The 24,479-nt window shown below is 62.3% G+C and carries 21 protein-coding genes and 1 pseudogene; 7 read left to right on the top strand and 15 right to left on the bottom strand.

The features are described 5' to 3' along the window. Positions 1-72 precede the first annotated feature (72 nt). On the bottom strand, positions 73-1,152 hold the full coding sequence (locus WH303_RS03190; protein ID WP_339516966.1) for a recombination-associated protein RdgC: 1,080 nt from the start codon (positions 1,150-1,152) through the stop codon (positions 73-75). 311 nt (positions 1,153-1,463) lie between these two features. On the opposite strand from WH303_RS03190, the gene WH303_RS03195 reads away from it, so the two are divergent. Further along, entirely contained in the window at positions 1,464-2,018 is a 555-nt protein-coding gene (locus WH303_RS03195) for a Spy/CpxP family protein refolding chaperone (RefSeq protein WP_339516967.1), read from the top strand. Positions 2,019-2,225: 207 nt separating this feature from the next. Then, on the top strand, positions 2,226-2,756 hold the full coding sequence (locus WH303_RS03200; RefSeq protein ID WP_312987206.1) for an acyloxyacyl hydrolase: 531 nt from the start codon (positions 2,226-2,228) through the stop codon (positions 2,754-2,756). Positions 2,757-3,425: 669 nt separating this feature from the next. Here the strand turns inward: WH303_RS03200 and WH303_RS03205 are convergent. From WH303_RS03205 to WH303_RS03220, 4 genes are all read right to left on the bottom strand, one after another. After that, on the bottom strand, positions 3,426-3,734 hold the full coding sequence (locus tag WH303_RS03205; protein ID WP_339516970.1) for a hypothetical protein: 309 nt from the start codon (positions 3,732-3,734) through the stop codon (positions 3,426-3,428). Between the two features lie 2,608 nt (positions 3,735-6,342). Continuing rightward, entirely contained in the window at positions 6,343-6,705 is a 363-nt protein-coding gene (locus tag WH303_RS03210; RefSeq protein WP_021027174.1) for an HPF/RaiA family ribosome-associated protein, read from the bottom strand. Positions 6,706-6,983: 278 nt separating this feature from the next. Continuing rightward, positions 6,984-7,544 carry a GNAT family N-acetyltransferase gene (locus WH303_RS03215; RefSeq protein WP_339516973.1) on the bottom strand — a complete coding sequence of 187 codons (561 nt, stop codon included), beginning with the start codon at positions 7,542-7,544 and terminating at the stop codon, positions 6,984-6,986. A 115-nt stretch (positions 7,545-7,659) separates the two neighbouring features. After that, the gene (locus WH303_RS03220) at positions 7,660-8,130 is read right to left on the bottom strand and encodes an FKBP-type peptidyl-prolyl cis-trans isomerase (RefSeq protein WP_021027176.1); all 471 of its coding nucleotides are present in this window, start codon (positions 8,128-8,130) and stop codon (positions 7,660-7,662) included. A 199-nt stretch (positions 8,131-8,329) separates the two neighbouring features. On the opposite strand from WH303_RS03220, the pseudogene WH303_RS03225 reads away from it, so the two are divergent. The 3 genes and pseudogenes from WH303_RS03225 (at position 8,330) to WH303_RS03235 (ending at position 12,604) form a co-directional block, all read left to right on the top strand. Continuing rightward, positions 8,330-9,102, top strand: a pseudogene (locus WH303_RS03225) (3-hydroxybutyrate dehydrogenase). Between the two features lie 311 nt (positions 9,103-9,413). Beyond that, on the top strand, positions 9,414-12,089 hold the full coding sequence (locus WH303_RS03230; RefSeq protein WP_445228252.1) for a transglycosylase domain-containing protein: 2,676 nt from the start codon (positions 9,414-9,416) through the stop codon (positions 12,087-12,089). 41 nt (positions 12,090-12,130) lie between these two features. Further along, on the top strand, positions 12,131-12,604 hold the full coding sequence (locus tag WH303_RS03235) for a lysozyme inhibitor LprI family protein (protein ID WP_339516975.1): 474 nt from the start codon (positions 12,131-12,133) through the stop codon (positions 12,602-12,604). 13 nt (positions 12,605-12,617) lie between these two features. Here the strand turns inward: WH303_RS03235 and WH303_RS03240 are convergent, their stop codons facing one another. The 7 genes from WH303_RS03240 to WH303_RS03270 form a co-directional block, all read right to left on the bottom strand. After that, complete coding sequence (locus tag WH303_RS03240) at positions 12,618-13,460, bottom strand: siderophore-interacting protein (protein WP_339516977.1); 843 nt, start codon at positions 13,458-13,460, stop codon at positions 12,618-12,620. A 285-nt stretch (positions 13,461-13,745) separates the two neighbouring features. Continuing rightward, entirely contained in the window at positions 13,746-14,456 is a 711-nt protein-coding gene (locus WH303_RS03245; RefSeq protein ID WP_339516979.1) for a hypothetical protein, read from the bottom strand. Between the two features lie 110 nt (positions 14,457-14,566). Then, positions 14,567-14,971 (bottom strand): VOC family protein, encoded by a 405-nt coding sequence (locus WH303_RS03250; protein WP_339516981.1) that lies wholly within the window; start codon positions 14,969-14,971, stop codon positions 14,567-14,569. A 129-nt stretch (positions 14,972-15,100) separates the two neighbouring features. Next, entirely contained in the window at positions 15,101-16,816 is a 1,716-nt protein-coding gene (locus tag WH303_RS03255; protein WP_339516983.1) for an FAD-dependent oxidoreductase, read from the bottom strand. Positions 16,817-16,861: 45 nt separating this feature from the next. Continuing rightward, on the bottom strand, positions 16,862-18,349 hold the full coding sequence (locus WH303_RS03260; RefSeq protein WP_339517148.1) for a polyamine aminopropyltransferase: 1,488 nt from the start codon (positions 18,347-18,349) through the stop codon (positions 16,862-16,864). A 353-nt stretch (positions 18,350-18,702) separates the two neighbouring features. Continuing rightward, on the bottom strand, positions 18,703-18,921 hold the full coding sequence (locus WH303_RS03265; protein WP_021027983.1) for a DUF350 domain-containing protein: 219 nt from the start codon (positions 18,919-18,921) through the stop codon (positions 18,703-18,705). A gap of 68 nt (positions 18,922-18,989) precedes the next feature. Continuing rightward, positions 18,990-20,549: a DUF4178 domain-containing protein gene (locus WH303_RS03270; RefSeq protein WP_339516987.1), complete on the bottom strand. Its 1,560-nt coding sequence runs from the start codon at positions 20,547-20,549 to the stop codon at positions 18,990-18,992. 353 nt (positions 20,550-20,902) lie between these two features. On the opposite strand from WH303_RS03270, the gene WH303_RS03275 reads away from it, so the two are divergent. Both WH303_RS03275 and WH303_RS03280 read left to right on the top strand, forming a co-directional pair. Beyond that, a complete protein-coding gene (locus tag WH303_RS03275) occupies positions 20,903-21,163 on the top strand; it encodes a DUF2061 domain-containing protein (protein ID WP_339516988.1) in 261 nt (86 codons plus the stop codon). A gap of 68 nt (positions 21,164-21,231) precedes the next feature. Further along, the gene (locus tag WH303_RS03280) at positions 21,232-21,531 is read left to right on the top strand and encodes a hypothetical protein (protein ID WP_339516989.1); all 300 of its coding nucleotides are present in this window, start codon (positions 21,232-21,234) and stop codon (positions 21,529-21,531) included. Here the strand turns inward: WH303_RS03280 and WH303_RS03285 are convergent, their stop codons facing one another. The 3 genes from WH303_RS03285 to WH303_RS03295 are packed head-to-tail and all read right to left on the bottom strand — an operon-like array spanning position 21,532 to position 24,419. Beyond that, a complete protein-coding gene (locus WH303_RS03285) occupies positions 21,532-22,338 on the bottom strand; it encodes a peptidoglycan DD-metalloendopeptidase family protein (RefSeq protein WP_339516990.1) in 807 nt (268 codons plus the stop codon). Beyond that, on the bottom strand, positions 22,335-22,970 hold the full coding sequence (locus tag WH303_RS03290) for an FMN-binding negative transcriptional regulator (RefSeq protein ID WP_339516991.1): 636 nt from the start codon (positions 22,968-22,970) through the stop codon (positions 22,335-22,337). Before WH303_RS03290 ends, WH303_RS03285 begins: the two co-directional genes overlap by 4 nt. A 12-nt stretch (positions 22,971-22,982) precedes the next feature. Then, complete coding sequence (locus WH303_RS03295) at positions 22,983-24,419, bottom strand: amidase (protein ID WP_339516992.1); 1,437 nt, start codon at positions 24,417-24,419, stop codon at positions 22,983-22,985. Positions 24,420-24,479 lie beyond the last annotated feature (60 nt).

Genomic DNA, 24,479 nt, shown 5'->3' on the forward strand with positions numbered 1-24,479 from the left:
CCTGTCCAAGCATTGCACAGGCATAAAAAACGCGCTCCTGGAGCGCGTTGTCGTTTCTGTGGTTGGCCCAGATCAGAAAGGGCTGGAGTCCGGATCCTGGTCCACCGGTGCCGATTTGGGGCCGGTCTGCATGCCGCCAGGCTTGCCAGACGCCTGGAATGGCTTGGCAGCGCCTACCCCCTGGCTGATCGGCTTGGCGGGCGCTGCAGCCCCTTCCCGGGCCGCTGCGGCGGGTTTGTCGCCCCGGTCGGGCAGCTGGCCCAGTTCGGTGCGGCCTTCGCCGCCCAGCGCCTGGATCAGGTCGGGAATCAGCTGGCTGAACTCCCCGGTGGCAATGGCTACGTCGGCATCAAAGCCGCCATCTTCACTGGCCCCTTCCATCACCACATCGAGCAAGGCCACCTTCTTGAGCTGCAGGCCCTCGGTCAGCACAAAGCTGACCCGGTCGTCCCAGGTCAGCGCCAGCTTGGTGGGCAGCTTGCCCTGGTCGATATGCTCGCGGATCTCGTCGATGCCCAGCGGATGGCGGGCATAGCGCACCACGGCCTTGGATTCATCGGCGCTCTTGAGCTCGCACTCCTGGTCAATGCTAAAGCCCGCCGGCGCGTCGTAGCTGTGCAGCCAGGCAGACATCGCCCCCTGGGGGCTATTCTGGGTGTCGATCAGTGCCACGGCAAAGCCGGGCGATGCCTCCACCAGCATCGTGATCACTTCGTCGGCACGGCCCTGGCTGCTGGTGTCCAGCACCAGGAGGCGCGCCTGCGGATCAATCCAGATCCACAGCCCGCCCTGCTTGGTAAAGGCCATTGGCAGCAGATCGAGCTTGCACTCGTCCTTGAGCTCCTGCTTTTCCTTCTTGCCGGGCTTGCGGCCTTCCTGGGCTTCGATATGGGCGAGCTTTTCATCGACCTTGCGGTTGAGCACGCTGGCGGGCAGCATCTTGCTCTCGCTCATCAGCCGCAAGATCCACTGGCCGCCCACCGACTCGACCATCGCGCCGTGCTCCTCGCCGCGCGGAGGCACCCAACCGGTGGACTTTTCCTGGGTGGCACCGCACTGCTCAAACTGCTGCTTGGCCAAGGCCGTATCCAGCGCGACCAAATCCGGCTGCCAGGTTTCGGAGATGCGGTAAAAAATCATGTTCTTGAACATGCAATTCCTTTGTTCTGGGGGGCTGCAGTCTTGCGCAGCAGCCCTTTAAAAAACACAAGCGGCCCTGGTGTGCCGCACTGATCTGCTGTCCATTGTGCCGCGAATCGGGCCCGCCCCAGAGCGATGCAGCGGGCAAAAAGCCGGGGTTTGGACTTGTTGACCCAGGGGGCCAGCAACACACACAATCCCCAGCCCAACAACCAAAATTGCTAATTCTTTACACAGCCATACCGGCCAGTGACGGGGCTATTACATGGCAGGCGGACACTGCAGACATCGCACAAGACATCACAACCCGGAAAGGAACCACCATGTCTCTCTTGCAACGCAGCGCCATCGTGACCGCCATGCTGGCCAGCCTGTCGGTTTCCAGCTTCGCCCAAACCCCGGCTGCCCCCGCAGCAGCCCCCACCACACAAAGCGCCCCCGCCCCAGCCAAGAAGGCCCATGGCCCCGAAGCACGCGAGGCCCACATGGCCAAACGCATGCAGACACTCAAGGCCTCGCTCAAGCTCAATGCCAGCCAGGAAGCCGGCTGGACCAGCTACATGGCAGCGGTCAAGCCCCAGCGCCCAGCGCCGGGCGACCGCCCTGAGCGCCCCGACTTTGCCAAGATGACCACGCCGGAGCGCATTGACGCGATGGCCGCCATGCATGCCAAACACCAGGCGGCAATGGACCAGCGCAACCAGGCCACCAAGGCTTTCTATGCCAGCTTGACGCCTGAGCAGCAAAAGACCTTTGATGCAGAAACCTTGAAGATGCATGAGCGCCGCGGACGCGGCCCGGACGGCAAGGGCCCGCATGGCCAGCGCCATCAAGGCCCAAATCCGAAACAGACTGTTCCGCCGATGGACAGTAAATAAGGCCGGAGCGCTCCTGCACCCTTGGATCGCCCTCTCCATCCCCTCCTGCGCAGCCTCACACGCTGCGCTTTTTTGTGTCCGTGCCAATGTCCTTGGCGGCGTCAGCGGTTGCATACAGACAACATCCTGCTTTTGCTGACAGAAGTGCCTGTAGTCCAGGTGTAACATTATTTAATGCAATACCGCCCTCTCCTCTCCGCTCTCGGCTTGTGCGCGCTGACTGTCTGGAGTGCCTCTGCCCAAGCGCAGTTTGCCGACAAGCGCAACAGCCCCACCCTGTACTTGCAAGCTGGGGTTGCAGAGCGTGACGCACGCAGCGTCACCATTGGCTCCACGATCCCGATGGACTGGAAGACCTATTGGTGGGGCCATGCAGTCACCGCCCACTGGGACATGAGCCTGTCCGCCTGGAACTCCGACCGCATGGAGCAAGAAGGCAGCCGCACCATTGCGGTGGTCGGCCTCGTGCCCACGATGCGCTTTCACAGCAAGAGCCAGTACCCCTGGTTTGTTGAAGCGGGCCTCGGCGGTTATGTCTCCAGCAAGCTCTACGAAAGCCGCGACAAGCGCTTCTCGACCGCTTTCAATTTTGGCACCCATATCGGTGTGGGCTACTTCACCGGCATGCGCCGCGAGAATGAATGGTCGGTTCGTCTGGAGCATCTGTCCAACGCCTCGATCAAGCGCCCCAACCCTGGCGAGAACTTTGTGCAGCTGCGCTACGCGCGCCACTTCTGATCGCCCCATAACCCCCCTCTTCCCCTTCATACCGCCGTCTGGCGGTATTTTTTTGCCTGTATGAGGGGTTATGGGCTGGATGCGCCGTTCGGGGCTCTAGACAGCCTTAGCGGCGCTTGAGAGGCTGGCAGAGTGGAATGAGGTACAGGCCAGAGGTGCTGCGGCAAGGAACCATGCTAGAGACTGTATAAAAACACAGCTATGGCGAATGAGGGCCCAGGTCCTTGATCCATTGCGCAACCAAAGCGTGCTGAAGACACCATGGCTGTAGAAAGCTCACACGGCCATGCACGGCCCGCAGAGACGGTTTAAGCCATCCTTGGCCCCAACCACTCCCAACCCTCCTCCGCCCTCTCTACCCAGCTCCAGTCAAAGCCTGGGCAGCCTCCAGCAGCTTGGTGGACGGATCTGCAGGGCCGGCCTGGCAATCCGCTGTGATGCGTTCCCTACTGCGCAGCGACACCGAGATGGCAGCGGCACCAATCAATACCGCCTTCTCATCCGGCCATATGCCTGCAAAGCGGCATCCGCACTCGCCACGCCTATCCAAAAGTATAGCGAACACCTATGCAAGGCTGTGCATTTGCGCACAGGGACCCTCTCTGTGTGATCGAGCTCTGGGTCAGAGCAACAGCGCTGCCACCAAGCACTCCAAGGTCTGAGATGCCCTCATCCAAATGGGAGAGGGATTCTGAGGTGATGTGCTGCGTATTTTGAGAGCTGCTCTGCCCCGCTCCCTTCTTGCAAAGCGTTTTGAAATTTCACAGTCTGAAAAATTTCAACATATGAAACTTTGCCGAGCTTGCCTTTGGTTTTTCTTTTATTTTCTTTAAAAGAATAGTAGATAGTAGTAGAAGGGCGCCACCATCTGTGGATAAGTGCATTAAGCCCAGAACATTCAATTGCTTGAAATTTTTCTAACCATGTTGATGGTACCCCTCCATGGTTGTCACTGCAAAGTGGATAAGTAGCACTCATGGGATATTTCTGTGGATAAGTTGATTTGTGCGTCTTCATTATCCACAGTCATTCTGCAGGCTTGAATTTGAATCAAGCTATTGATAAATAATGAATTATCCACAAATACCCGGCCATCAGCACAAAATGGCCGTGCGGATTGCGTTGCTGTGCGTAGGAAAGCCTGCCACGCAAATATTGCCCACAGGGCCTAGGCAGGAATCCGCTTCTTTAGCTGTCTGAACTATTTGCCATCAAAGCTGTGGATAAGTTTTTTATGCATATAAAACAAATAGCTGCCTTGCTATTGCACTGTGTACACGGGGCGCTATTTCCGGTGCATGGTAGTAGTACAAGTTCTCCATTTGGCGTTTGATTGTGGATAAATAAGGGGTTGTTGTGGGCTTATTCCGCATGTTATCCACAGATCTTTTGGGGTGTGCTATGAAGTGCTTGGATGAGGGGTCGAGAGGGGTGGGCGTCGATTCAGTAAAATATTGAATAAAAACAATGTCTTGTAGACATCTAAAGGACAGGCTGGGCACACATCGCCATCTGCCAGGCGCCGGCTGTTAAGCAAAACCCACGTTTGCCAGGCCAAAAAATCTGCATGTGCAAAACCAGCGCTGCAGCCTCATCTGCGCTGGCATCTGTACGACCCACACCCCACCATGCCGGCCGCAGCCGCCCCGAGCTGTTCTTGCCTGTGGACATCTCGTTTGCATGGGCGTCGGGGCCTCGCGCTGGGTTCGCTATCCAGCGTTAAAACTTGCCGCGCTCGCTGGTTGTCAGCATGGTTGCACTCCGATCTCTAGCCCGGTAAGCGTCTTTTACGCTCCGGCTTTTCCAGTTGATCCAACGACGCAGTCAACGGTACTTGCCAGGCCCACCAGGCTTGGCGCGGTCGGCGTGCTTTCCGAAGGGTGGTGGGCGTAGATTCCTGGGCTGTTCACGCAATGCCTTGGCTCGACCGGCTATGGCGAACGCCATGGGTAGCCAATAAGCAAATCCGGGGCGGGCCTTCTGATATCAGAGCGAAGCGACAGATGGTGCTGGGTCAATTTCTGCCATTGGCCCAGTGCCTGGCTTCTGGTGTGGCGATGGGGACCTGCGGCATTTCAAACGAAACGGAACCACGGCTTTGACCCGCCATCCAGAAAGCCAGAATTTCAATTTGAATGATTCAAATAAACTGAAATCAGAATCGGGTCAATTCAAATCACCCGCAACGATGGAGTGCAGAGCTGTATGGCTGAATGCTGATTTTTTATGCAAAATTGATGAAGAGCTGCCATGTCTTTTCAACAAGTTATCCTTTATGCGCTTGTGCATAATTTTCCATATCATGATAAATTTCACGATATGAGAGTTCGTGTCTTGAGAGTTATGCACATTGCGGCATAAACAGCCTCCCTCTACGATGGCGCAAATTTGTGGATAAGTAAAGGACTTATGCGGTAAAACGACAGACACCTGCTTGTGCTGAATTTATCCACAATTCCACCTAATTGGAGATCTGCGGCATGCATTGTGGATAAGCTGGCTCGTGCATCGTCTGGTTATTCACAAAAAAAAGGCTGTTTGTTGTTTGAAACAAGTCATTTGCATATTTATGCACAGGGAAGCACGAATAACACTCAGCCATAGACTTGCTTAAAAAATAGGCGAGAATAGCTAGAAATTTGTGGAAAAATTTGTGCATAAGTCTCTATGGGTGTTGAGATCTCTCGTGCCAGCAACGCGGAACGATTGTTGAAAATTGCTAGCCATTTGGCGATATATGGAGCAGATATCGCTAAGTTGACGCGATGACGTCACTTGACAATCACTGTTGGAAGAAGTGCATTGATCTGTGGATATCTTTCTTCCAACGGAAAAAGGCAGAGAAATTTGTCACATGTGCATAACTTGTGCATGAATCCATCGATTGAACGCATGAAGATATCCACTGGTTTTTGAGCACCTGATCGTCCGGTCTGCGCGGGGCATTCAGCGGATTTGAATGCCCGCCATTCCGCATTGGCTTGTGCGCGGCCGGGCGTTCAAGCTTGTTGCAGCTCGGTGGGCGGTGTGGAACGGCGGAGGGCCGTTGGAGGAGGCGCGTACCAGCAGCGGGGGACGCAGGCGCTGGTCTATGTCTGCCTTGCGTTCTGCCCTGGGTTTTGTGCAAGCGCAGCGATGCGCGCTGAAGCGTGATAAGAGTCGCTAAAACGACCCAGCAAACCGAAGGTTTGCGGTTGAGACTAGGCGTCCCCGACTAGGCGCCAAGCCGCAGGCAGTACAGACGTACGACAAGGCTTGGTGCGGCCGGCCAGGTAACGACGTATCAAGGGTTGTGTTGGCGACTCTAAGTGCCCCTGCCCTGGCGGCTGGGCGCTGGATGCAGATTGCGAGGCATGCGCAGCACGGGCGCTTACCCAGCCAGCCCGGCGCTGACTGCGTGTCCGTCTGGTTTGCGGCTGCCTCTCGCTAGCGGGTGCGCTGCAGCTGCCTACAGCGCGTCTCCCGCGCTGCAAACCACGCAGCTGCTGGGACAAAGGCCGTGAAAACAGCAAGCCTCAGACGCAAAAAAGCACCGCCAGGCGGTGCTTTGCTCAGGAGGATGGGCGGTGCTGGCCCGTCTTAGCGCTTAGGCTTCGACATCCTCGTCGGTGCCGGTGCGAATGGTTTCGCGGTTGCTCTTGTCGCGCATCTTGGCGATGTCGGTGTCCAAAGCACGGTGCAGTTTTTCCAGTGCTGCGTTGAAGGCTTCGGCGACCTTTTCGGCCTCGGCATTGACGGCCAAAGGTTGGCGGCCGGTGGCACGTGTTTCCATCACACAGCGCTTGCCTTTGCCGCCGTTTTTCAGGGCGTCCACATCGGTGAGGTAAACCTCCACCCGGGTCACATATTCGCGGAAGCGCGAAAGCTTGTTTTGTACCTCGGTTTGTGCCCATTGGGAGAGGGATTCTCCGCCTTGAACATTGTCACCAGCGTGCACTTGAACTTGCATGGATGTGCTCCTTTCTCGAACATGCTGGGCGGCAGCCCAGCTATAGCAACCGGATGCAGCGAAGGCCATCGCCTTGCGGCACCTTGTTGATCACATCCTAACTCGCAAAACTGCAACAAAGCCTGCGACATGGTCAATATGCGTAAAAGCCCTGAGAAAGATCAAGCGTCCTACAGCCGGCTGGGTGTGCAATCGGACGGCGGGGCAGGGCGGCGGTTGGCTTGAAACGCGGCAAGCCATCCCCATTGGCCGGTCATCGCAGCCGCGCAGTGCGAGGCCTAGGCTGCTGCAAATTTTGCAGCGGACAAGCGATACAGCACATGGGCTTGCAGCGGGTGGCCCTCAGGCAAGGCAGGGTGCGCAAAATCGCCTGCCAGGTCGCGCTCCATGCCCAGGCGCTGCATCAGTGCCTGCGATGGCAGGTTGCTGGTGGTGGTGAAGGCGACGATTTCAGCCAGCTGCAACTGGCCAAAGCCCACGGCGAGCGCTGCCTGCGCGGCCTCGGTGGCCAGGCCCTGGTGCCAGGCATGGCGTGCCAGCCGCCACATGATTTCGACGCAGGGAGAAAAAGGCAGCTCGGCCTGGGGCACATGCAGACCGACGATGCCGATGAATTGCTGGTCCTCCAGCCGCTCCACCGCCCAGACGCCCCAGCCGCGCTCGGCCATCAGCGCCTCGCAGCGGTCGGCCATCGCGTCGCTCTGCGCCCGCGTCAGCGGCGCGGGAAAGTAGCGCATCACCTCGGGGTCCGCCGTCATCGCGGCAAAGGCCTCCCTGTCCTGCGGCTGCCATTGGCGCAGCTGCAGGCGGGCGGTTCGGGGCTCGATCAGGGTGGTCATGGGGTCGTTGCTCCAATGAAAAAGCGGCCTGCACGCAAGGCCTTTGCGTGAGCCGCTGGGGTGATCAACAACGCCAAGAGGGCCGTGCACTGCACCGGCCCGCTGCGCGGCAGTATCAATGGTGGTGGCCGTGCGCGCCATGCACATGGCGGTGGGCAATCTCTTCTTCACTGGCCGCGCGCACATCGACGACCTTGCCGCTAAAGCGCAGCGCCAGGCCGGCGAGCGGGTGGTTGCCATCCAGGTGCACTTCCGGGCCCTTGATCTTCTTGACGTAGAAGGCCTGGGGCTCGCCGCGGTCATTGGCGCCGCGCAGCTGGCCGCCCACCTTCACGCCCGGTGGGAATTCGCTCTTGGGGATCACGCGCACGAGGCTCTCGTCGCGCACGCCAAAGGCATCTTCCACCGCCAGATCCACGCTGGTGCTAAAGCCCACGGCCTGGCCTTCAAATGCAGCTTCCACCTTGGGGAAGATGTTTTCATAGCCGCCATGCAGGTAGGCGAGGTTGCCGCTGTCCAGCGGTTTGCCTTGCGCATCGGTCACCTTGTATTGGATGGTGACGGCGCAGTCTTTGGTGATGTTCATGGTCTTGTTCGAAGAGTCTGCCAAAAACGCAAGTGTAGAGGTTCGCACCGGGGGGCCGCCTGGCGCACGTGGATGGCAGGGGCAGCGCCAAGGGTTTGGTGATTGTCATGCAAACGGCTTGCTCTCCTACGGCAGCATGCTGCAGCGCAGCGCGAAACTGGGTATTTGTGACCGCTTTCCCGGTCGAAAGGACGAAGAAATGGTTCAGCAACTCGCAGGCAAGGTGGCCTATGTAACGGGCGCCGCCAGTGGCATTGGCAAGGCCATTGCCGATCTGTATGCGCAGCAGGGCGCCAAGGTGGTGATCGCCGATCTGAAGCAGGAAGCGGCCGAGGCGGCGGCCCAGGATATTGCCAGCAAGGGCGGTACCGCCATGGGGCTGGCTGTCGATGTGACCCAGGAAGACCAGGTCGACGCCTCCGTCGAAGCCGCGGTCAAGGCCTATGGCGGCATTGATATCCTGGTGAGCAATGCCGGTATCCAGATCGTCAAGCCGGTGCAGGACTTTACGTTGCAGGAGTGGCAAAAGATGCTCGCCATCCAGCTCGATGGCGCCTTTCTCACGACCCGTGCCTGCATCAAGCACATGTATGCGCAGGGCCGTGGCGGCAGCATCATCTACACCGGCTCGGTGCATTCCAAGGAAGCCTCCAAGCTCAAGGCGCCCTATGTGACGGCCAAGCATGGCCTCGAAGGCCTGGCCAAGGTCGTGGCCAAGGAAGGCGGCCCGCAAGGTGTGCGCGCCAATGTGATCTGCCCCGGTTATGTGCGCACGCCCCTGGTGGACAAGCAGATCCCCGAGCAGGCCAAGGAGCTGGGCATCAGCGAGGCCGATGTCTCAAGGATACCGTCGACGGCGAATTCACCACGGTGGACGATGTGGCACGTGTGGCGCTCTTCTTTGCAGCCTTTCCCACCAATTCGCTGACGGGGCAGTCGATGATCGTCAGCCACGGCTGGTTTATGGAGTGATGCCGGCCTGCCCCGCGCTTGCCTACGGGGGCGGTGTTGCTGGGGTGGCAAGACCTGCAGGCAATATCCTTCTGCAACTTGCCATTTAATGCTGCCAAAACGCTCGAAATCCGGCTTTATCCAATTTCTATAGCTTTTGGCCACCCCCTACATTTGTTACATGGTTTGCAGTCTGCTTTGCACAGCCGACAGGCGGGGAAACTGCCGCTGCCCGACAATGGCGCCTTGGCCAAGGCAGCGGTGCGGACAGCGCGCTGCCGGCCCAGGCTTTGCAGACTCCTTCCATGGCGATCCCCCTTCTCTCCGGTTTGATGAACACCTTGCGCCGCGCAGCGGGCGCCTTGCCCGGGCTGGCGCGGCGGCTGCGCCCCTGGCTGGCCGCGCGCAGCAAAAAGCAATGGCTGCTGGCAGTCGCGGCCTTGCCGGTGCTGCTGCTGCTCTATGTGCTGCTGCTGATTCCGCTCACCCCCTCGATCGGCGATATCCAGAAAAACAAGGTCGAGGCGCCCACCCAGCTGCTGTCGGCCGATGGCAAGGTGCTGGCGCAGTACAAGCGCTCCAACCGCGAATGGGTGGCGCTCAAGGACATTTCGCCCAACGTCATCAATGCGCTGATTGCGACCGAAGACCACCGCTTTTATGAGCATGGCGCGCTCGATTGGCGCCGTACCTTTGGCTCGGTGCTGCACACGGCGATGGGCCGGCCCCAGGGCGGCTCCACCATCACCCAGCAGTTGGCGCGCAATATGTTCCCCGAGGAAATCGGCCGTGCCCGCTCGCTCAACCGCAAGCTCAAGGAGGCCGTGACGGCCTACAAGATCGAATCGGCCTACACCAAGGACGAGATCCTGGAGACCTACCTCAACACCGTGCCCTTTCTCTACAATGCCTTTGGCATCGAGATGGCTGCGCGTACCTATTTTGACAAGCCCGCCCAGAAGCTGAGCGTGCTCGAGGCCGCGACCCTGGTCGGCATGCTCAAGGGCACCAGCTACTACAACCCCGTGCAAAACCCCGAGCGGGCCCAGCAGCGCCGCAACACCGTGCTGGCGCAGATGAACAAGCACGGCAAGCTCAGCGACCAGGATTTTGAGACCCTCAAAAAACGCGGCATCAAGCTGGATTTTGAGCGCCAGGACGAGGCCGTGGGCATGGCGCCGCATTTTGCGCAGGCGCTGCGCAAGTGGTTGATCGAATGGGCCGATGCCAACGACTACAACATCTATGCTGATGGCCTGGTGGTGCAGACCACCATCGACTCGCGCGTGCAGCAATGGGCCAACCAGGCCGTGGTGCGCCAGGGCCGGCAGCTGCAGGTGACCGCCAATGGCCTGTGGAGCAACCGCAACCAGTGGACGGCCAAGAACCCGCTGGTGCAAAGCTTTGTGCGCGAAAGCGCCGTCTACCGCCAGGCCGTGGCCGATGGCCAGGACAAGGACGAAGCGCTGCAGCGCCTGCTGGCCGATGCCGACTTCATGACCAATCTGCGCCAGGACAAGGTGCGCGTGCAGGTGGGCTTTATGGCCATGGACCCGCGCAACGCCCATGTGCTGGCCTGGGTCGGCAGCCGCGACTTTGCCATCGACCCCTTTGACCATGTTTCGCAAGCGCGCCGCCAGCCCGGCTCCACCTTCAAGCCCTTTGTCTATGGCGCAGCGCTGCAGGATGGCGCGCTGCCCACCGACCAGCTGATGGACGAGGCCGTGCGCATTCCGCTGGGCGGCGGGCAGTTCTGGCGCCCCACCGATGGCGGCCCGCCTTCTGACCAACCGATGACCCTGGCCGACGGCCTGGCCTATTCCAAGAACACCATCACCGCCCAGGTGATGGCCAAGGTGGGGCCCGCCAAGGTGGCCAAGCTGGCGCGGGCGCTGGGTGTGCGTGACAGCAAGCTCGAAGATGTGATGTCGCTGGCGCTGGGCACCAGCCCGGTCACCTTACAAGAGATGGTGACCGCCTATTCCACCCTGGCCAATGGCGGCGGCTACCGCGCGCCCGTCATGGTCACCCGCATTACCGACCGCGAAGGCAAGGTGCTGGCCGAGTTTGAGCCACCCACGACCGAGCTGGCACTGGACAGCGGCGTGACCTACGCCTTGATCGACATGATGCGCGGCGTCATCACCAAGGGCACGGGCCGGGGCGTGGCGCGCTATGGTGTCAGCGGCGACTGGGTGGGCAAGACCGGCACCACGCAAGACAATGCCGATGGCTGGTTCATGCTGGCGCACCCGGACTGGGTGGGCGGCGCCTGGGTCGGCTTCAACGACAGCCGCGTGCAGCTGAACGACTACTGGGGCCAGGGCGCCCACAGTGCACTGCCTGTTGTGGCCGAGGTGGCCGCCGCATCGCAGCGCGCCAAGCTGGTGCAGGCACAGGCCCGCTTCGAGATGCCCGCCGAGAACAACACCTTTGTGCAGCGCCTGCGCAGCTGGATGCTGGGCTTTGGCGACAACAAGCAACCGGTCGATCCGTTTGAGCAGCCGCCTGCGATGCAGCCGCTGCCCGATCGCGGCAACCCCGGTGATGCGCCCGTCATCGACGATCCCGAAGCCCGGCCCATCGGCCAGGGCGGCGCAGGCCCGCGCGGCCCGAGTGGCGACGGCGACTTCCCCGGCTTTCAGAATATCCCCCCTGCCACCCAACAGCCGCAGATGCCTGCGCAGCGCCCGGCCGATCCGAGCCAGCCGCAACCGGGTGTCGTGGTGCCTGGTGCGCCCTCCAACCCGGTGCCGTCCAACTCGGCACCGGCCAGCGCCTCTCCTGCCCCGGCCTTCCCCGGCAGCGCCAGCGCGCCGCAGGGCCAGCCCTCGGGCAACCCACCGCCGATTGAGCGCGGTGTGGTCGTCTCGCCGGTGTCATCCGGTACCGTGGGCCAACCCGTGCCCACGGCCGATGGCGGCATGGTCTGGCGCCGGGCGACGCCGTCTGGCACGGCGACGCCGCAGTCCGGCAATGCAGGAATTGCGGCCAGCGAAATCAATTGAGCCAGCTGCCCATTTTTTAAGCACTCATCAGGAGGATGTTCATGGTCTTCAACCACCGCCGCCAGCCCCGCTGGCTATGGATGCGCGCCGCTTGCCTGGGCGCTGCCATATTGGTATCGACAGCCGCGATAGCCGTGGACAACCCCGATGCCCCCGACCGCCTGGCCGCGTTTGAGCAGCGCATACAGCCCCTGGAGGCCGCCGTTGCCAACCAGAACGCGACGGCAGACATGCTGCGTGCCAGCAGCGCCTATGCCAAGCAGCTCGATGTGGAGCTGAACCAGACCTACCGCGCGCTGATGGCCAAGGTGGGCGCCACCGGCGCGCAAAAGCTGCGCGCCGCGCAGCGCAACTGGCTGAGTTTTATGACCAGCGAGGCCGCCTTTATCGACGGCACCTGGAACGCCCAGGACTTTGGCAGCTCCTCAGCGCTGTCGCGCAGCGAGTACCGCAACAGCCTGACGAAGGCGCGCATCGTCCAACTGCTGGGCTATCTGCGCGCCTATCCTGAATAATGGATGTGTGCGGTCACTCTTCAATGACTTCATGCACGCCGGAGCTGCCGCGCTTCCAGTAGGCCGCTGCCTTGGTCCATTTGGGGTGGGCGCCATGCTCGGCAATCAGCGCCGCGCGTAGCGCCTTGGCGGCCGTTGATTCCAACGCCACCCAGTTGTAGTAATCGCCAGCGGGCGCATCAATCTGGCGCAAAGCCGCTAGCAGCCGCTGCGCGTCGCCAGCCGGCTGGCCCTGGCGGTGCACCCAATGCACCTGCAGATCCGCAGCGCTCTCCAGCGCTTGCTCGTCGGCCGCATCATTCACTTCCACCACCACCACCGCCTGGGTGCCGGCAGGCAGCTCACGCAGGCGGCGCGTGATCGCTGGCAGCGCCGCATCATCACCAATCAGCAGGTGCCCATCAAACGCGGTGGGCACGATAAAGGAGCCGCGCGGCCCCGCAATACCCAGCGCATGCCCGCTGGCCGCCTGCAGCGCCCAGGCCGTTGCCGGGCCGGCCTCATGCACCGCAAAGTCAATCGCCAAGGTCTGCGCCTGCGCATCGTAAGAGTGGGGCGTGTAGTCCCGCATCGCCTCGCGCATCGCCGGCGGCAGGCCTTCGCTGCCGGGCGGCGGCAGTTGCAGCTCGCCATTGGCATCTGGAAACAGCAGCTTCACATGGTCATCAAAGCCCAAGCTGCTAAAACCCGCCAGGTCGGCACCCTGCAAACGGATGCGCAGCATATGCGGCGTCAGCTGCTCCACCGATGCAACGGTGGTACGGCGCAGCTTGATCTCATGGCGTGCCCGCTCAGGCGCACGCGCAGCCAACAGCTCGGGGGAAGGGGAAGTGGGAAGGCTCAGTTGCAAGGGCATGGTGTGTTCAATCCGTGTCTAAGATATATCTTTCATCTTAAATGAGAACCATTCCTGCGGCTAGGGCGGGGTGGCAATCCCTGGTGGGGGTGTGGCTTTGGTGGGGGTGGGGTTGTCAAATGGGGGAGGGTGTGCGCAAAGAGCGGAGCGCACCGGCTGTGATGGGACGGTTTACAGAAGGGTTCGACCGTCTGGCCTGTACATGCACCGTGAATTCACGGTGTTAATGGCTTGATCCTGGAAAAGGGATGACTGCAAACGACCCTGAAGAGACATTCGGTGTAGCTAAAGAAGGTGTTCGTAGAACTTCTCGATTTCACAATGAGTAGTCAAGGCCTTCAGCGGAAAAATCTCCCATGGCGCTTGTTCACGCATGTTCGGAAGCTCACTAGCAATCCTCGCCTCTATGTCGGGCTTGACCCTTTGCCGCCAGTCCAAAACTTGACCCCAAGTAGAAGTCCCATTTAGGTGCACAGGAAACCGAGGCTCCTCAATGGCTGCCACAAAAGCAGCGGGGAATAGACGCTTGTAGGCATTCAAGTTGTAAAGCCAAGAGACACCGCGCACAACTTTTGCACGCGGTTGGAGCAGGCGGATTTCTGCAAACATGGCCTTCAGCTCGCACCTTCTTTCAGCGATTCTTTCCGGAGACAGGGGGCTGCTTTCTTGATTCACCGCCGGCAAAAAATGAATGCGGACAACCCCTTCAACATTGGGCGGTTCGTAGGAAAAACAACCAAAAGCAGAATTGTTGGAGTTGGAGCCATAAAACTCATGAAGGTGAACACACTTGTCCACTATTGCTACCAAACTAGATGAATTCGTATCTGCGAAATTCAGCAAGTTGTTCCAAGCCTTTTCGCCTTCGACTCCCATTAGGTTCAAACGACGGCGCAAGTTCGTGCAACTGGAGATGGCAGCTGCAAACGACATGTGGGCTACCGAAGAGTAGCGGCCTGCAAATCTTAGTTGAAGGGTGAAATAGTCCTCGAACATCGGCTTAAGAACTTCATAGGGCTGCTACCAGGTGGTCGGCAATGAGCACCAAGCACACGCGATTGAAAACGTCTCAATGACTGCACCTGGCCGGATCCTGCCTAAACGCCTCACACATCATCGTGCGTCGGGACATGACAGGCAACGCAGAACTTGTTCCCGTCCGGGTCGCGAAAGTACGCGCCATAGTAGTTGTCATGGTATTGCGAGCGCAGCCCTGGCGGGCCCTCACAGGTGCCGCCGTTCTCCAACGCAACTTGGTAAGCCACCCTGACGGCTGACCTGGAGGCCGCTGCGAAGGCAACCATTTGCCCATTTCCGGGATGGTGCGACTGTTCGTCATAAGGCTTGCAAATGACGAAGAATGGACGCGTCTCACCTGCGCTGTGCCAACCAGCCCACGGTCTTTCTCTCTCGCAGAAGCGCAGTTTAATACCTAGACTTTCCATCACTGCGCTGTAGAAATTCAAGGCTCGCTCGAAATCGCTGACGCTTACAAAGACATGTGAAAACACGTTGACTCCTCAGGCAATTTGGAAGGCAGCTTCGACTGTCTGCTGTTGGCCGATATGTACCATTCAAATACAGCAGATCAGCCATCCGCTTCACTTGCAAGTTTAGGGCTGAGTGCCGCGCAGCACCCATCACCCCACTCCCACCCCCGCATACAACCCCCGCGTAAACGCCTCCTCAAACACCGAATACCCCGACCAATCGCTGTGCGCAAAATGCAGGCGGCCGGTGCTTGGGGTCGGCAGGGCCTGGAGGCGCTCGCCGTTGATCAGCGCTGGGCGCTTGGCGCTGCTAGCGGGTTGGCCGATGCGGCTCAGCACGGTCTGGGTGCCGGGGCGGGGGATGGCCATCGCGTGGCCATAGCGCATGACCTCGACCTGGGTGGTTTTTTCGTAGATGTCGGCGTGTGCGCGGGCGAGCGTCGCCAGGGTTTGGTCGCGGGCGGCTTCCCAGCTTTGGGCCAGCAGTTGCTGGCGTGCGCTGCGGGCGCTGGCGCCGGGCTGGTTGCCGCTTAAGGCGCGGTAGCAGGTCAGCACGGTGGGCAGCTGCTGCATGGCATTGAGGCGCTGGTGGCCGGCGTTGACGTAGCCCAGGCCGCCGTGGGCCACATCGTCGTACAGCACATTGTCCCAGGCCAGTTCGGCGCCAGGGCGGTCGCGCAGCGGCGCGCGGATGTGGACGTTGGTCACCTGCCAGGGCGCCCAGTCCAGCGCCTGCACGGCGGCGCGCAAAAAGTCGGGCGGGTTTTGCACCACATGGGCCGCGATAAAGGTCGGCAGTGCCACGATGCAGTGCGCGGCCTGCCAGCGCTCCATGCTTTGGCTGGCGTGGTTGAAGCTGTCGATCTCCACGCCCTGGCGCGTCTCGGCAATGCGCATCACCGTGTGACCGCTGTGCAGCCAGCCGGCGGCCTGCACCGGCGCGGTGAGCTGCTCGCTGAGCCAGCCATTGCCCTGCGGCCAGGTCAGCACGCTGTCATGCGCGTCGTCTGGCATGCCTGGCGCCTGAAAGCCGTGGCGGCTGGCAAAGTAGTGCAGGCCGGCCCAGGCCGATACCTGGGCGCAGCCGGCACCAAAGTCGTCCTGGCAGGCATAGTCCAGGTACCAGCGCAGGTGCGGGTCGTCCAGCTGCTGCTGGGCCAGCCAGGTGTCAAAACGGATGGCATCCAGCGCCTGGTGGGCGGGCGCCAGGCCGCCTTGGGCCTGCCAGCTGCGCATGGTTGGCATGCTGAAGGGCTGGGCGCGCATGGCGTCATCCACCAGCTGGGCAAAGCGCTGGTACTGGGCGATGGTGCTGGCGGCCACGTCCTGCGTGGGCAGCAGGCCTTCCTGCCATTCGCCATGGATAAAAAGGCGCTCCTGCGGGCTGAAGCACAGGTACTCGTCCTTGTACTGCCAGCGGCCGGCCACGCGCTGGCGCACGCCCAGCTCTTCCAGCAGATCCTGCACCTCGGGGGCCTGGTCGCCAGGCACCGGCAGGTAGTGGGCGCCCAAGGGGCAGCGCAGGCCTTGCACGGTGCCGCCACGGCTGTTGCCGCCGGCCAGGTCTTCCATCTCCAGCAAGGCCACATCGCTGGCGCCTGCCAGGCGCAACGCGCGGGCGGCCGACAGCGCGGCAATGCCGCCGCCGGCAATCAGCACCTGCACGCGGTGGGTTCGGCTGGGCGCGGGCAGCGGCAGGCCTTGCGCCAGGCGGTCCCGCATCGCATGGCCGCGCTCCCAGGCCTGGCCCACAAAGCCGCCCTGGATATGGGCGTTGCTGGTGCTGGGCGGTGCGGGCTTGCAGCCGGCCAGCGCGCTGCTGCCAGCGAGCGCGGCGGCGCCCTTCAGGACGGAACGGCGCTGCATGGCTGGGTGGCTCGCAGGGTGCTGGGGTGGAAGAAGGCCGCCATATCAGTGCGCCACCTTGCCCCATTCGCGCTCATAGGTGTGCACCAGCACCTGGTTGGACAGGCGGTTCACCTCGGTCGGCACCCGCGCCATGTCGGGCGGGAAGTCAAACAACAGCGGCAGGCTGGGCAGGCTCAAAAAGCGCATGCCGTCGGGCAAGGTGGTCGGTAGGCTCCAAGGGCGGCGGCTGGCAATCACAAAGCCCCATTCGCCAAAGCTGGGCACATGGGCGTGGTAGGGCGTGGCCTGCATGCCCACCGATTCGACCGTGGTCACCACGGTCCAGAAACTCTGGCGCGCAATCAGCGGCGAGGTGGTCTGGATCACCGCAAAACCGCTGGCTGCCAGGTGCTGGCTCAGCATCGCGTAAAAGCTGTTGGTAAACAGCTTGCCCACAGCAAAATTGGTCGGATCGGGGAAGTCCACGATGATCACATCGAACACCTCGTCGGCCTTTTGCAGCCACTGGAAGGCATCGGCATTGATGATGCGCACCTTGGGGTCGTTCAAGGCATTGCTGTTGAGCGCCTGCATGCTGGGCACGTTCTGGAACAGATCGGTCATCTGCGGGTCCAGCTCGACCAGGGTCACCGATTCGACCGAGGGGTACTTGAGCACCTCGCGCACGGCCATGCCGTCGCCGCCGCCAAACACCGCCACCTTGCGCGGCGCGCCAAAGCGGCTCATCACCGGGTGCACCAGGGCCTCGTGGTAGCGGTATTCATCGCTCTGGGCAAACTGCAGGTTGCCGTTCAGGTACAGGCGCGCGCCGCGCTTGCCCTGGGTCACCACAATGCGCTGGTAGGGCGTCGTGCGGGTCAGCACAATGGGCTCCTGGTAGAAGTGGTCTTCGGTCAGCGATGTGAGCCGCTCGGCACCCACCAGGCCGCCCAGCAAGGCGGCAATCACCAGGCCGCAGGCCAGCACATGGCTGCCAAAGCGGCGCAGCTCTTCCTTGAAGAGAAACAGCGCCCATACTGCCACCAAGGCGTTCAGCAGGCCAAACACCAGCCCGGTGCGGATCAGGCCCAGGTGCGGCACCAGCAGCAGCGGAAAGGCCAGCGACACCGCCAGCGCGCCCAGGTAGTCAAAGGTCAGCACCTTGGAGACCAGATCGCGCAGCACCACATTGCGCTTGAGGATGCGCATCACCAGCGGAATCTCCAGCCCTACCAGGGTGCCCACCACCAGCACCGTGCCATACAGCATCCAGTGGAAGGCGCTGGGCACATAGGCGTTGATGATGGACAGCACGGCAGGCAAGGCCCCGCCCACCAGCGCCACCATCAGCTCGATGCGCAGAAAATGCGCCGGCAGCTCGCGCACCAGGTAGCGCGACAGCCAGGAGCCGATGCCCATCGCAAACAGATAGGTGCCGATGATGGTGCTGAACTGCAGCACCGAATCGCCCAGCAGGTAGGACGCGAGCGCCGCTGCGGCCAGCTCGTACAAGAGGCCACAGGCCGCCACCACAAAGACGCTGAACAGCATCGCCACTTCCAGCGGGCTGGCGCGCCGCACGCCGCCTTCCGGCAGGGCGGCGTGGCCAAACTCCAGCGCGTCATCGCTGCCTAAAGCGCCTTTGGGGCGCGGGCTGGGCGATGCTGGGGGGGAAGCGTTGGCAGAGGGGTTGTCAGGGCTGGAGGTCGACACGGGCGAACAGTGCAGGGACGGTGCCAGGCGCGCGGGCACCAGCAGCGTGGGCTAACAGGAAAAAAGGGCCAATCGCCCGCGCAGATGCCAGGCGCTGCGGCAGCGGCCATCCGTGGCCAACAGCGGTCATCAACGGGCGACAGCGGTAGTGGCCATGCCAGCCGCAGCAGCTGGCGTGGCACGAACGGGTGCTAGCCGATGGCTGCTGCCACGATGATGCTGATGCCCAGGCTCATCGCCGCCACCACCACGCCCAGCGCGAGGTTCTGCTTTTCCACAATCTCGGCCCACATGTCCACGGGGGTGATCTTGTCGATGATCAGAAAGCACAGCCAGAAGACCACCACGCCCACCATGGCGAACAGGATGGAGCCAAAAAACGCCGCAGGGCGGAACCATTCCAAATCCATCACAACTCTCTCCTTCGTCAAATGCGCGCCCGGGTTGGGCTCTGCGCAGTGCTGTTGCCAGCCATTGTTTATTTGTGGCTGCCGCCGGAGCTGTAGCCACCCCAGGAACCGCTCGATGACCGGCCGCTGCCTGTGCTGGTGCTGCACTTGCTCACATAGGTCGGGTCGGCGGCCAGTTTGCGCCGCTCCAGCGCAGTATCGCAGCCCTTGGGCCACAACCAGATCAGCAGAAAGAACAGCAGGAACAGGCCGATGATGATGGGCATGCAGCCCAGCTTGGGCACCGAAAAGCTGCTGGTCTCGGGCTTGAACAGCGCCAGCTGGTCGCTCATGCCAAAGGCGGCTGCGACCGACTCGGGCGTCATCTTGCGCCCCAGCGACCAGCTCAGCTCGCGTGCGCTTTGCTCCAGGTTCAGCAGCTGCGCGCCATCCTTGCCTCGGGCAAAGTCCACATTGTCGGTCTTGTCGCCCCGGGCCACCGGCCAGTAGAACTCGCCCAGCACATAGGTGGTCTCGGCGCGGTAGCGCGATTGCAGCTGGTAGGTCTGCTGCTTCCAGGTCGCCGTGTTGCGGCCTGCGCGGTAGTCGGGCGCGCCGGTCAGCGTCTTGACCAGGCTCCAGCCTTCGCTGCTGTTGACCAGGAACTGGAAGCCCTGCTGGCTGTGGTAGAGCAGGTATTCGTCCCAGCCAAAGTATTCGTCGTCATCGGGTTCGATCCCCATGCGGTGCTGAAAGCCCACCAGCTGCCATTTGCTGCCGGCCAGCGTCGCTATCTTGCCCAGCGGCACCAGGGGCTTGACGGGGTCTTTCTGTATTGCCGCGCGCAGCTCGCCGCCAATGCCTTGCGATACATCGATGAGCGAGCCGCAGCTCGGGCAGGTGAGGGCCTGGGTCGTGTCCAGCTTGATGTCGACACGCGCCGCGCAGCGCGGGCAGTTGAAGTGCCGGCCCTGGTCCTTTTTGGTGGACGTGGGCCGCAGCCCTGCAATCTTGAGCGAGCCCAGCAGCACCGGCGCGCCCAGGTAGACGGCAGGGGGCTGCTCGCTGTAGTCGATGGACAGCACCTTGTCGTCTTCGGTGCGCAGCTCCACCACGGTAAAGGGCTTGCCCAGCTCGGGCTGGTGCGGCATCTCGCCCTCGGCCGCCATCAGCTGGGCCAGCACCACGCTGGTCACGCTGTACTGCACGCCGCTGATCGCAATGCGCTGACCCGGTTGCCAGCGGTCGGCGGGCGGCAGGTTCTTGGTGGGGGCCTGGCTCGCGCGGCTCAGTACAAACTGGCCGTTGTCCTCGCTGATAACGGCGGTCTCGCCGCTGTCGCCCAGGGCCAGCCACTCGTTCCAGCTGCCGGTCTCGCCCTTGTACTGCAGCCGGCCCACCAGGCGAAAGCCCTCCGGCTTGCCCTGGCTGCCCTTGGCAAACTGGCCGGTCTGGTTCAGCTTGAGCGGGCTGTAGTCGTTGAAGACCTCGGCCATCTTGCCGATGCGCTTCAAGATATCGCCATTGCGCACGATGGCGCTTTGGCAATACGGGCAGACGGCGAAGGCGGACTGGGCGCTGGCAAATTCCACAGGCGCACCGCAACCCGGGCAGGGTGCCGTATAGCTGCGTTGCTGGTCCGTCGTCATAGGTCGTCTGGCTTGTTATGAAGGTGTTTTTGTTGGCGCCCGGTCGGCAACCGCACCGCATCATAGCGCAGGCCTTGGCGCGCGGGTCGTCTGCCTGTGACGGCAGGCATTGCGCTGACCTATGCTGTTTTTAGCGAGGATTCATTGGCTTTTGTCATTGCTAATAAATATCATTTACAGCACTGTCATTGATTTAGGGCCGCTAACACGACCCAGCAAACCAAAGGTTTGCGGTTGAGACTAGGCGCCAAGCCGCAGACAGTACAGTAGTACGGCAAGGCTTGGCGCGGCCGACCAGGCAACGACGTATCAAGGGTTGTGTTAGTGGCCCTCATTGCAAGAAAGAACCCGCCATGTCCTCTATCCGCCGCAGCCTGCAGAACAACCGCCAAACGCTGAAGAAGACCGCCAGCTACTACCTGATCCACATCACGGTGGCCGCGATGGTGGCCTATGCCGTCACCGGCAACCTGATCGCCTCGCTGACCCTCAGCCTGTTGGAGCCCACGGTGCAGGCCTTTGCCTTTTTCTTTCATGAAAAGGCCTGGCAGCGCTGGAATGCGCGCTCGGCTGCCGCTGTGGCAACCGCGCCCGTAGCCGTGCAAGGCAGCTGACACGCCCCCTGACAGCTGGGTCAGGATGTGCGACAGTAGCGCATTGCCGCTACCCACAGGATGCACCGATGACCCCTTCCATCTCGCGCAAGCGCTTGTCCTTCGCTGCCTGGCCCGCCCTCTGTGTCGCCGTGCTGGCCGTGCAGGGCTGTGATGTGGTCGCACCCATTGGCAGCAATGCCGTGCTGTCGGACCAGATGATTGCCGAAAAAACCGCCAACTACTTCAGCAGCACCGAGGCCCATGTCCAGGTCTTTGGCTTTGACCGCCAGCGCGAATCGACGCGCTACCAGGCGAGCTTTCAGGGCAATAAGTACAACTGCTCGATCTATATGAACCAGGTGCGCTGCGACCCAGCCGCTCAGTAATCAACTGCGCAGCGCCTCATCATCGGCGCGCAGCAGCGGCGCCGGGTTGGGAAAGATGTCTTGCCAGACCGGCGCAAAGGCCTGCTCGCCGACACCGGGCGCATCGCTGAAGTCGGGTAAGCGCAGTAGGCACAGCTGCAGGTGCAGATGGGGCAGCCACCAGCCGTTTTCGGCAAAGTCGCCCAGCTGGGCAAACTCGGTACCTGCGGCAATCTGATCGCCTGGCTGCCAGCGCCGGGCCGATGCATGGCTCAGATGCCCCCAGATGCTGAAAAACTCAGGGTGCGCAGCGCCCTGGTGGCGCAGCACCAGCATGCCGCCATAGTCCAGACGGATATCACGCACTTCAGCCACCACCACCTCGGCGGCCAGCGGCAGCCGCAGCGCGGTGCCCGCTGGCGCAAACAGGTCCAGGCCCAGGTGGCAGTCGCGCATCGCGCCTTCCAGCCGGGTCGATGCGTAGTTGCTGCTTTGGTACACACAGCGCTGCTCCATCCAGTGGCCCACACCCATCTCAAACCCCTGGCTTTGCTGCAGGGCCTCATAGGCGCGGGTGGCGCCTTCGCGGTCCATGCTGGCGCTGGTGGCGGCCACGGCCGAATCGGGGCTGCGGAAATCGACGTGGCCCATGCGCGCCTGTGCCAGGCCGGGCAGCAGCCCACTCCAGCTGCCGCGCTGCTGCGCCATCCAGGCATGGAAGGCAGCAGCCTCCGGCACGGCGCTGAGGCCGCTGTGGTGGCGCGCAATGGCCTGGGCGATGGGGTCGGTCTGTGTGGCGCTGGAACTGTAGGTGGGGGCGGTGGTCATGGCTGTTGGAGTTGGCAGTGCTGCTCTATGGTATCGGCCAGCGCGTGCTGGTTCTGCTCGCGCAGGCGCTCGACAGCGCCGCGCATATCGGCCGGGCGCTCGTCCTGGCCGAGCTTGAACTTGGCTTCACAGCGCGCCACCGGCATCTCATAGCCCACAATGCCGGGCAGGCGCCGCTCCATGCCGCCGGGGCCCAGCTCGCTGCTGTCCCAGGGGCAGCGGCGGCCGCGCTCCATATGGCCCACCAGGTCCTGCAGGTGGGCGACGAGTTCATCTTCTTCGAGCATGCGCGGCGTGCCATGCAGGTGCACCACCTGAAAGCCCCAGGTCGGCGCGCTGTCGCGCTGCGGGTAGTTGGGGTACCAGGACGGCGAGATATAGCTGCCCGGGTCCATCAGGATGGCGATGCTGGGCAGCCCTTGGCGCAGAAAGCGCACATGGTCGCTGGCCGATGCCACGTGCGACACCAGGGTACCCAGCGCGCCACGCGTGGTGTCGAGCCGGAACACCGGGTGGGACAGCGCCACGCCTTCGCTGTGCGGCGTAATCAAGGTGCCCAGCACTACGCGGTCGACCAGCTCCTTGATCTGCGCGGGCTGCTGGGGTTGGTAATAGGGTTTGGTGTAGAGCATAGGGGTCTGGAATCAAGCGTGGACGGGGGGCAGGCGCTGGTCCCAGGGCAGGGCCTGCTCCAGCTGCGCGGCCAGCTGCAGCAGCCGGCTTTCTGCGCCATAGGGGGCGATGAACTGCATGCCAACAGGCAGGCCGCTGGCGCTTTGCCACAGCGGCACGCTCATCGCGGGCACGCCGGCCGCATTGGCCGGGCGGGTGAAGACGGTGGCATCCATGAACTCCTGCATGAAGTGATGCGCATCGGGCTGGCGCACATCCAGCGCCTGCAGGCCCTGGGGCAAGGTGGGCATCACCGGGCAGAGCAGCAGGTCATAGCGGCCAAACATCTCGCCCAGGCGCCGGGCGATGCTGTTGCAGGTATTGCGCGCGGCCAATAGCTCGACAGCGCCCAGGCGCCGCCCTTGCTCGGCCAGGCCCAGGTTCACCGGTTCAAAGAACTCCGCCGTGGCGGGCTTGCCGGTGCTGCGCACCAGGTCATCCACCTCCAGCGCGGTATAGGCGGCAATGATGCGGCTAAAAGCAGCGGCCAGATCGCTGTGCGAGAAGTTCCAGTGCGCCTCTTCGGTCACATGGCCCAGTTCCAGCAGCAGGCGGCTGGTGTCATGCAGGCCTTGCAGGACGCTGCTGTCCAGCACCTGGCCCGGGCCTGCATCCTGCAACACGCCAATGCGCAGCCGCCCTGGCGGGCGCAGCAGCGCCTGGCTGAAGTCTTCCGCCTTGGCCGGCGCGGCATAGAGCGAGCCGGGCTCCAGCGCATCAGTGAGGTCCAGCATCAGGGCCGAGTCGCGCACGCTGCGCGTGAGCACATGGTGGCTCACCAGACCGCCCCAGTTCTCGCTGGAGACGGGGCCGCAGGCCACACGGCCGCGCGAGGGGCGCAGGCCAAACAGCCCCGTGCAGGCTGCCGGAATGCGGATCGAGCCCGCGCCGTCATTGCCATAGGCCAGCGGCACCATGCGCGCTGCCACTGCCGCAGCCGAGCCCCCCGAGGAGCCGCCCACATTGTGCGCAGCACTCCAGGGGTTCAGGGTGCGGCCATGCAGGCTGGGCGCGGTGGCCACATTGGCCGAGAACTCGGGCAGATTGGTCTTGCCGACGATGACCATGCCCGCCTGCTGGTAGCGCCGTACCAGGGTGTGGTCGGTGGTCGAGACATGGCCCAGCGCCGCGCGCGAGCCATAGGACATCGCCGCGCCGGCATAGCTGGGGCAGTCGTCCTTGAGCAGCACCGGCACGCCGCGCAGCGGCGCGTCGGCCGGCAGCTGGCGCAGTTGTTCTTCTGCCTGCGCGCGCATGGTCAGGATCACGGCATTGAGCTGGGGGTTGCAGCGCTCGATGGCGGCAAAGGCATGGTCCACGGCTGCCTGGGGTGTGAGCGCACCAGCGCGGATGGCCTGGGCCAGTGCCGTGGCATCGGCCAGGCGGTAGTCGGTTGCAGAAAAAGACATACAGGGTGTGAAACGCAGAGAGCGGAATGCGGGGAAAGAGGCGGGCGCGTGGCAGAACCA

The sequence above is a fragment of the Comamonas sp. MYb69 genome (assembly GCF_037479315.1).
GTDB lineage: Bacteria > Pseudomonadota > Gammaproteobacteria > Burkholderiales > Burkholderiaceae_C > Comamonas.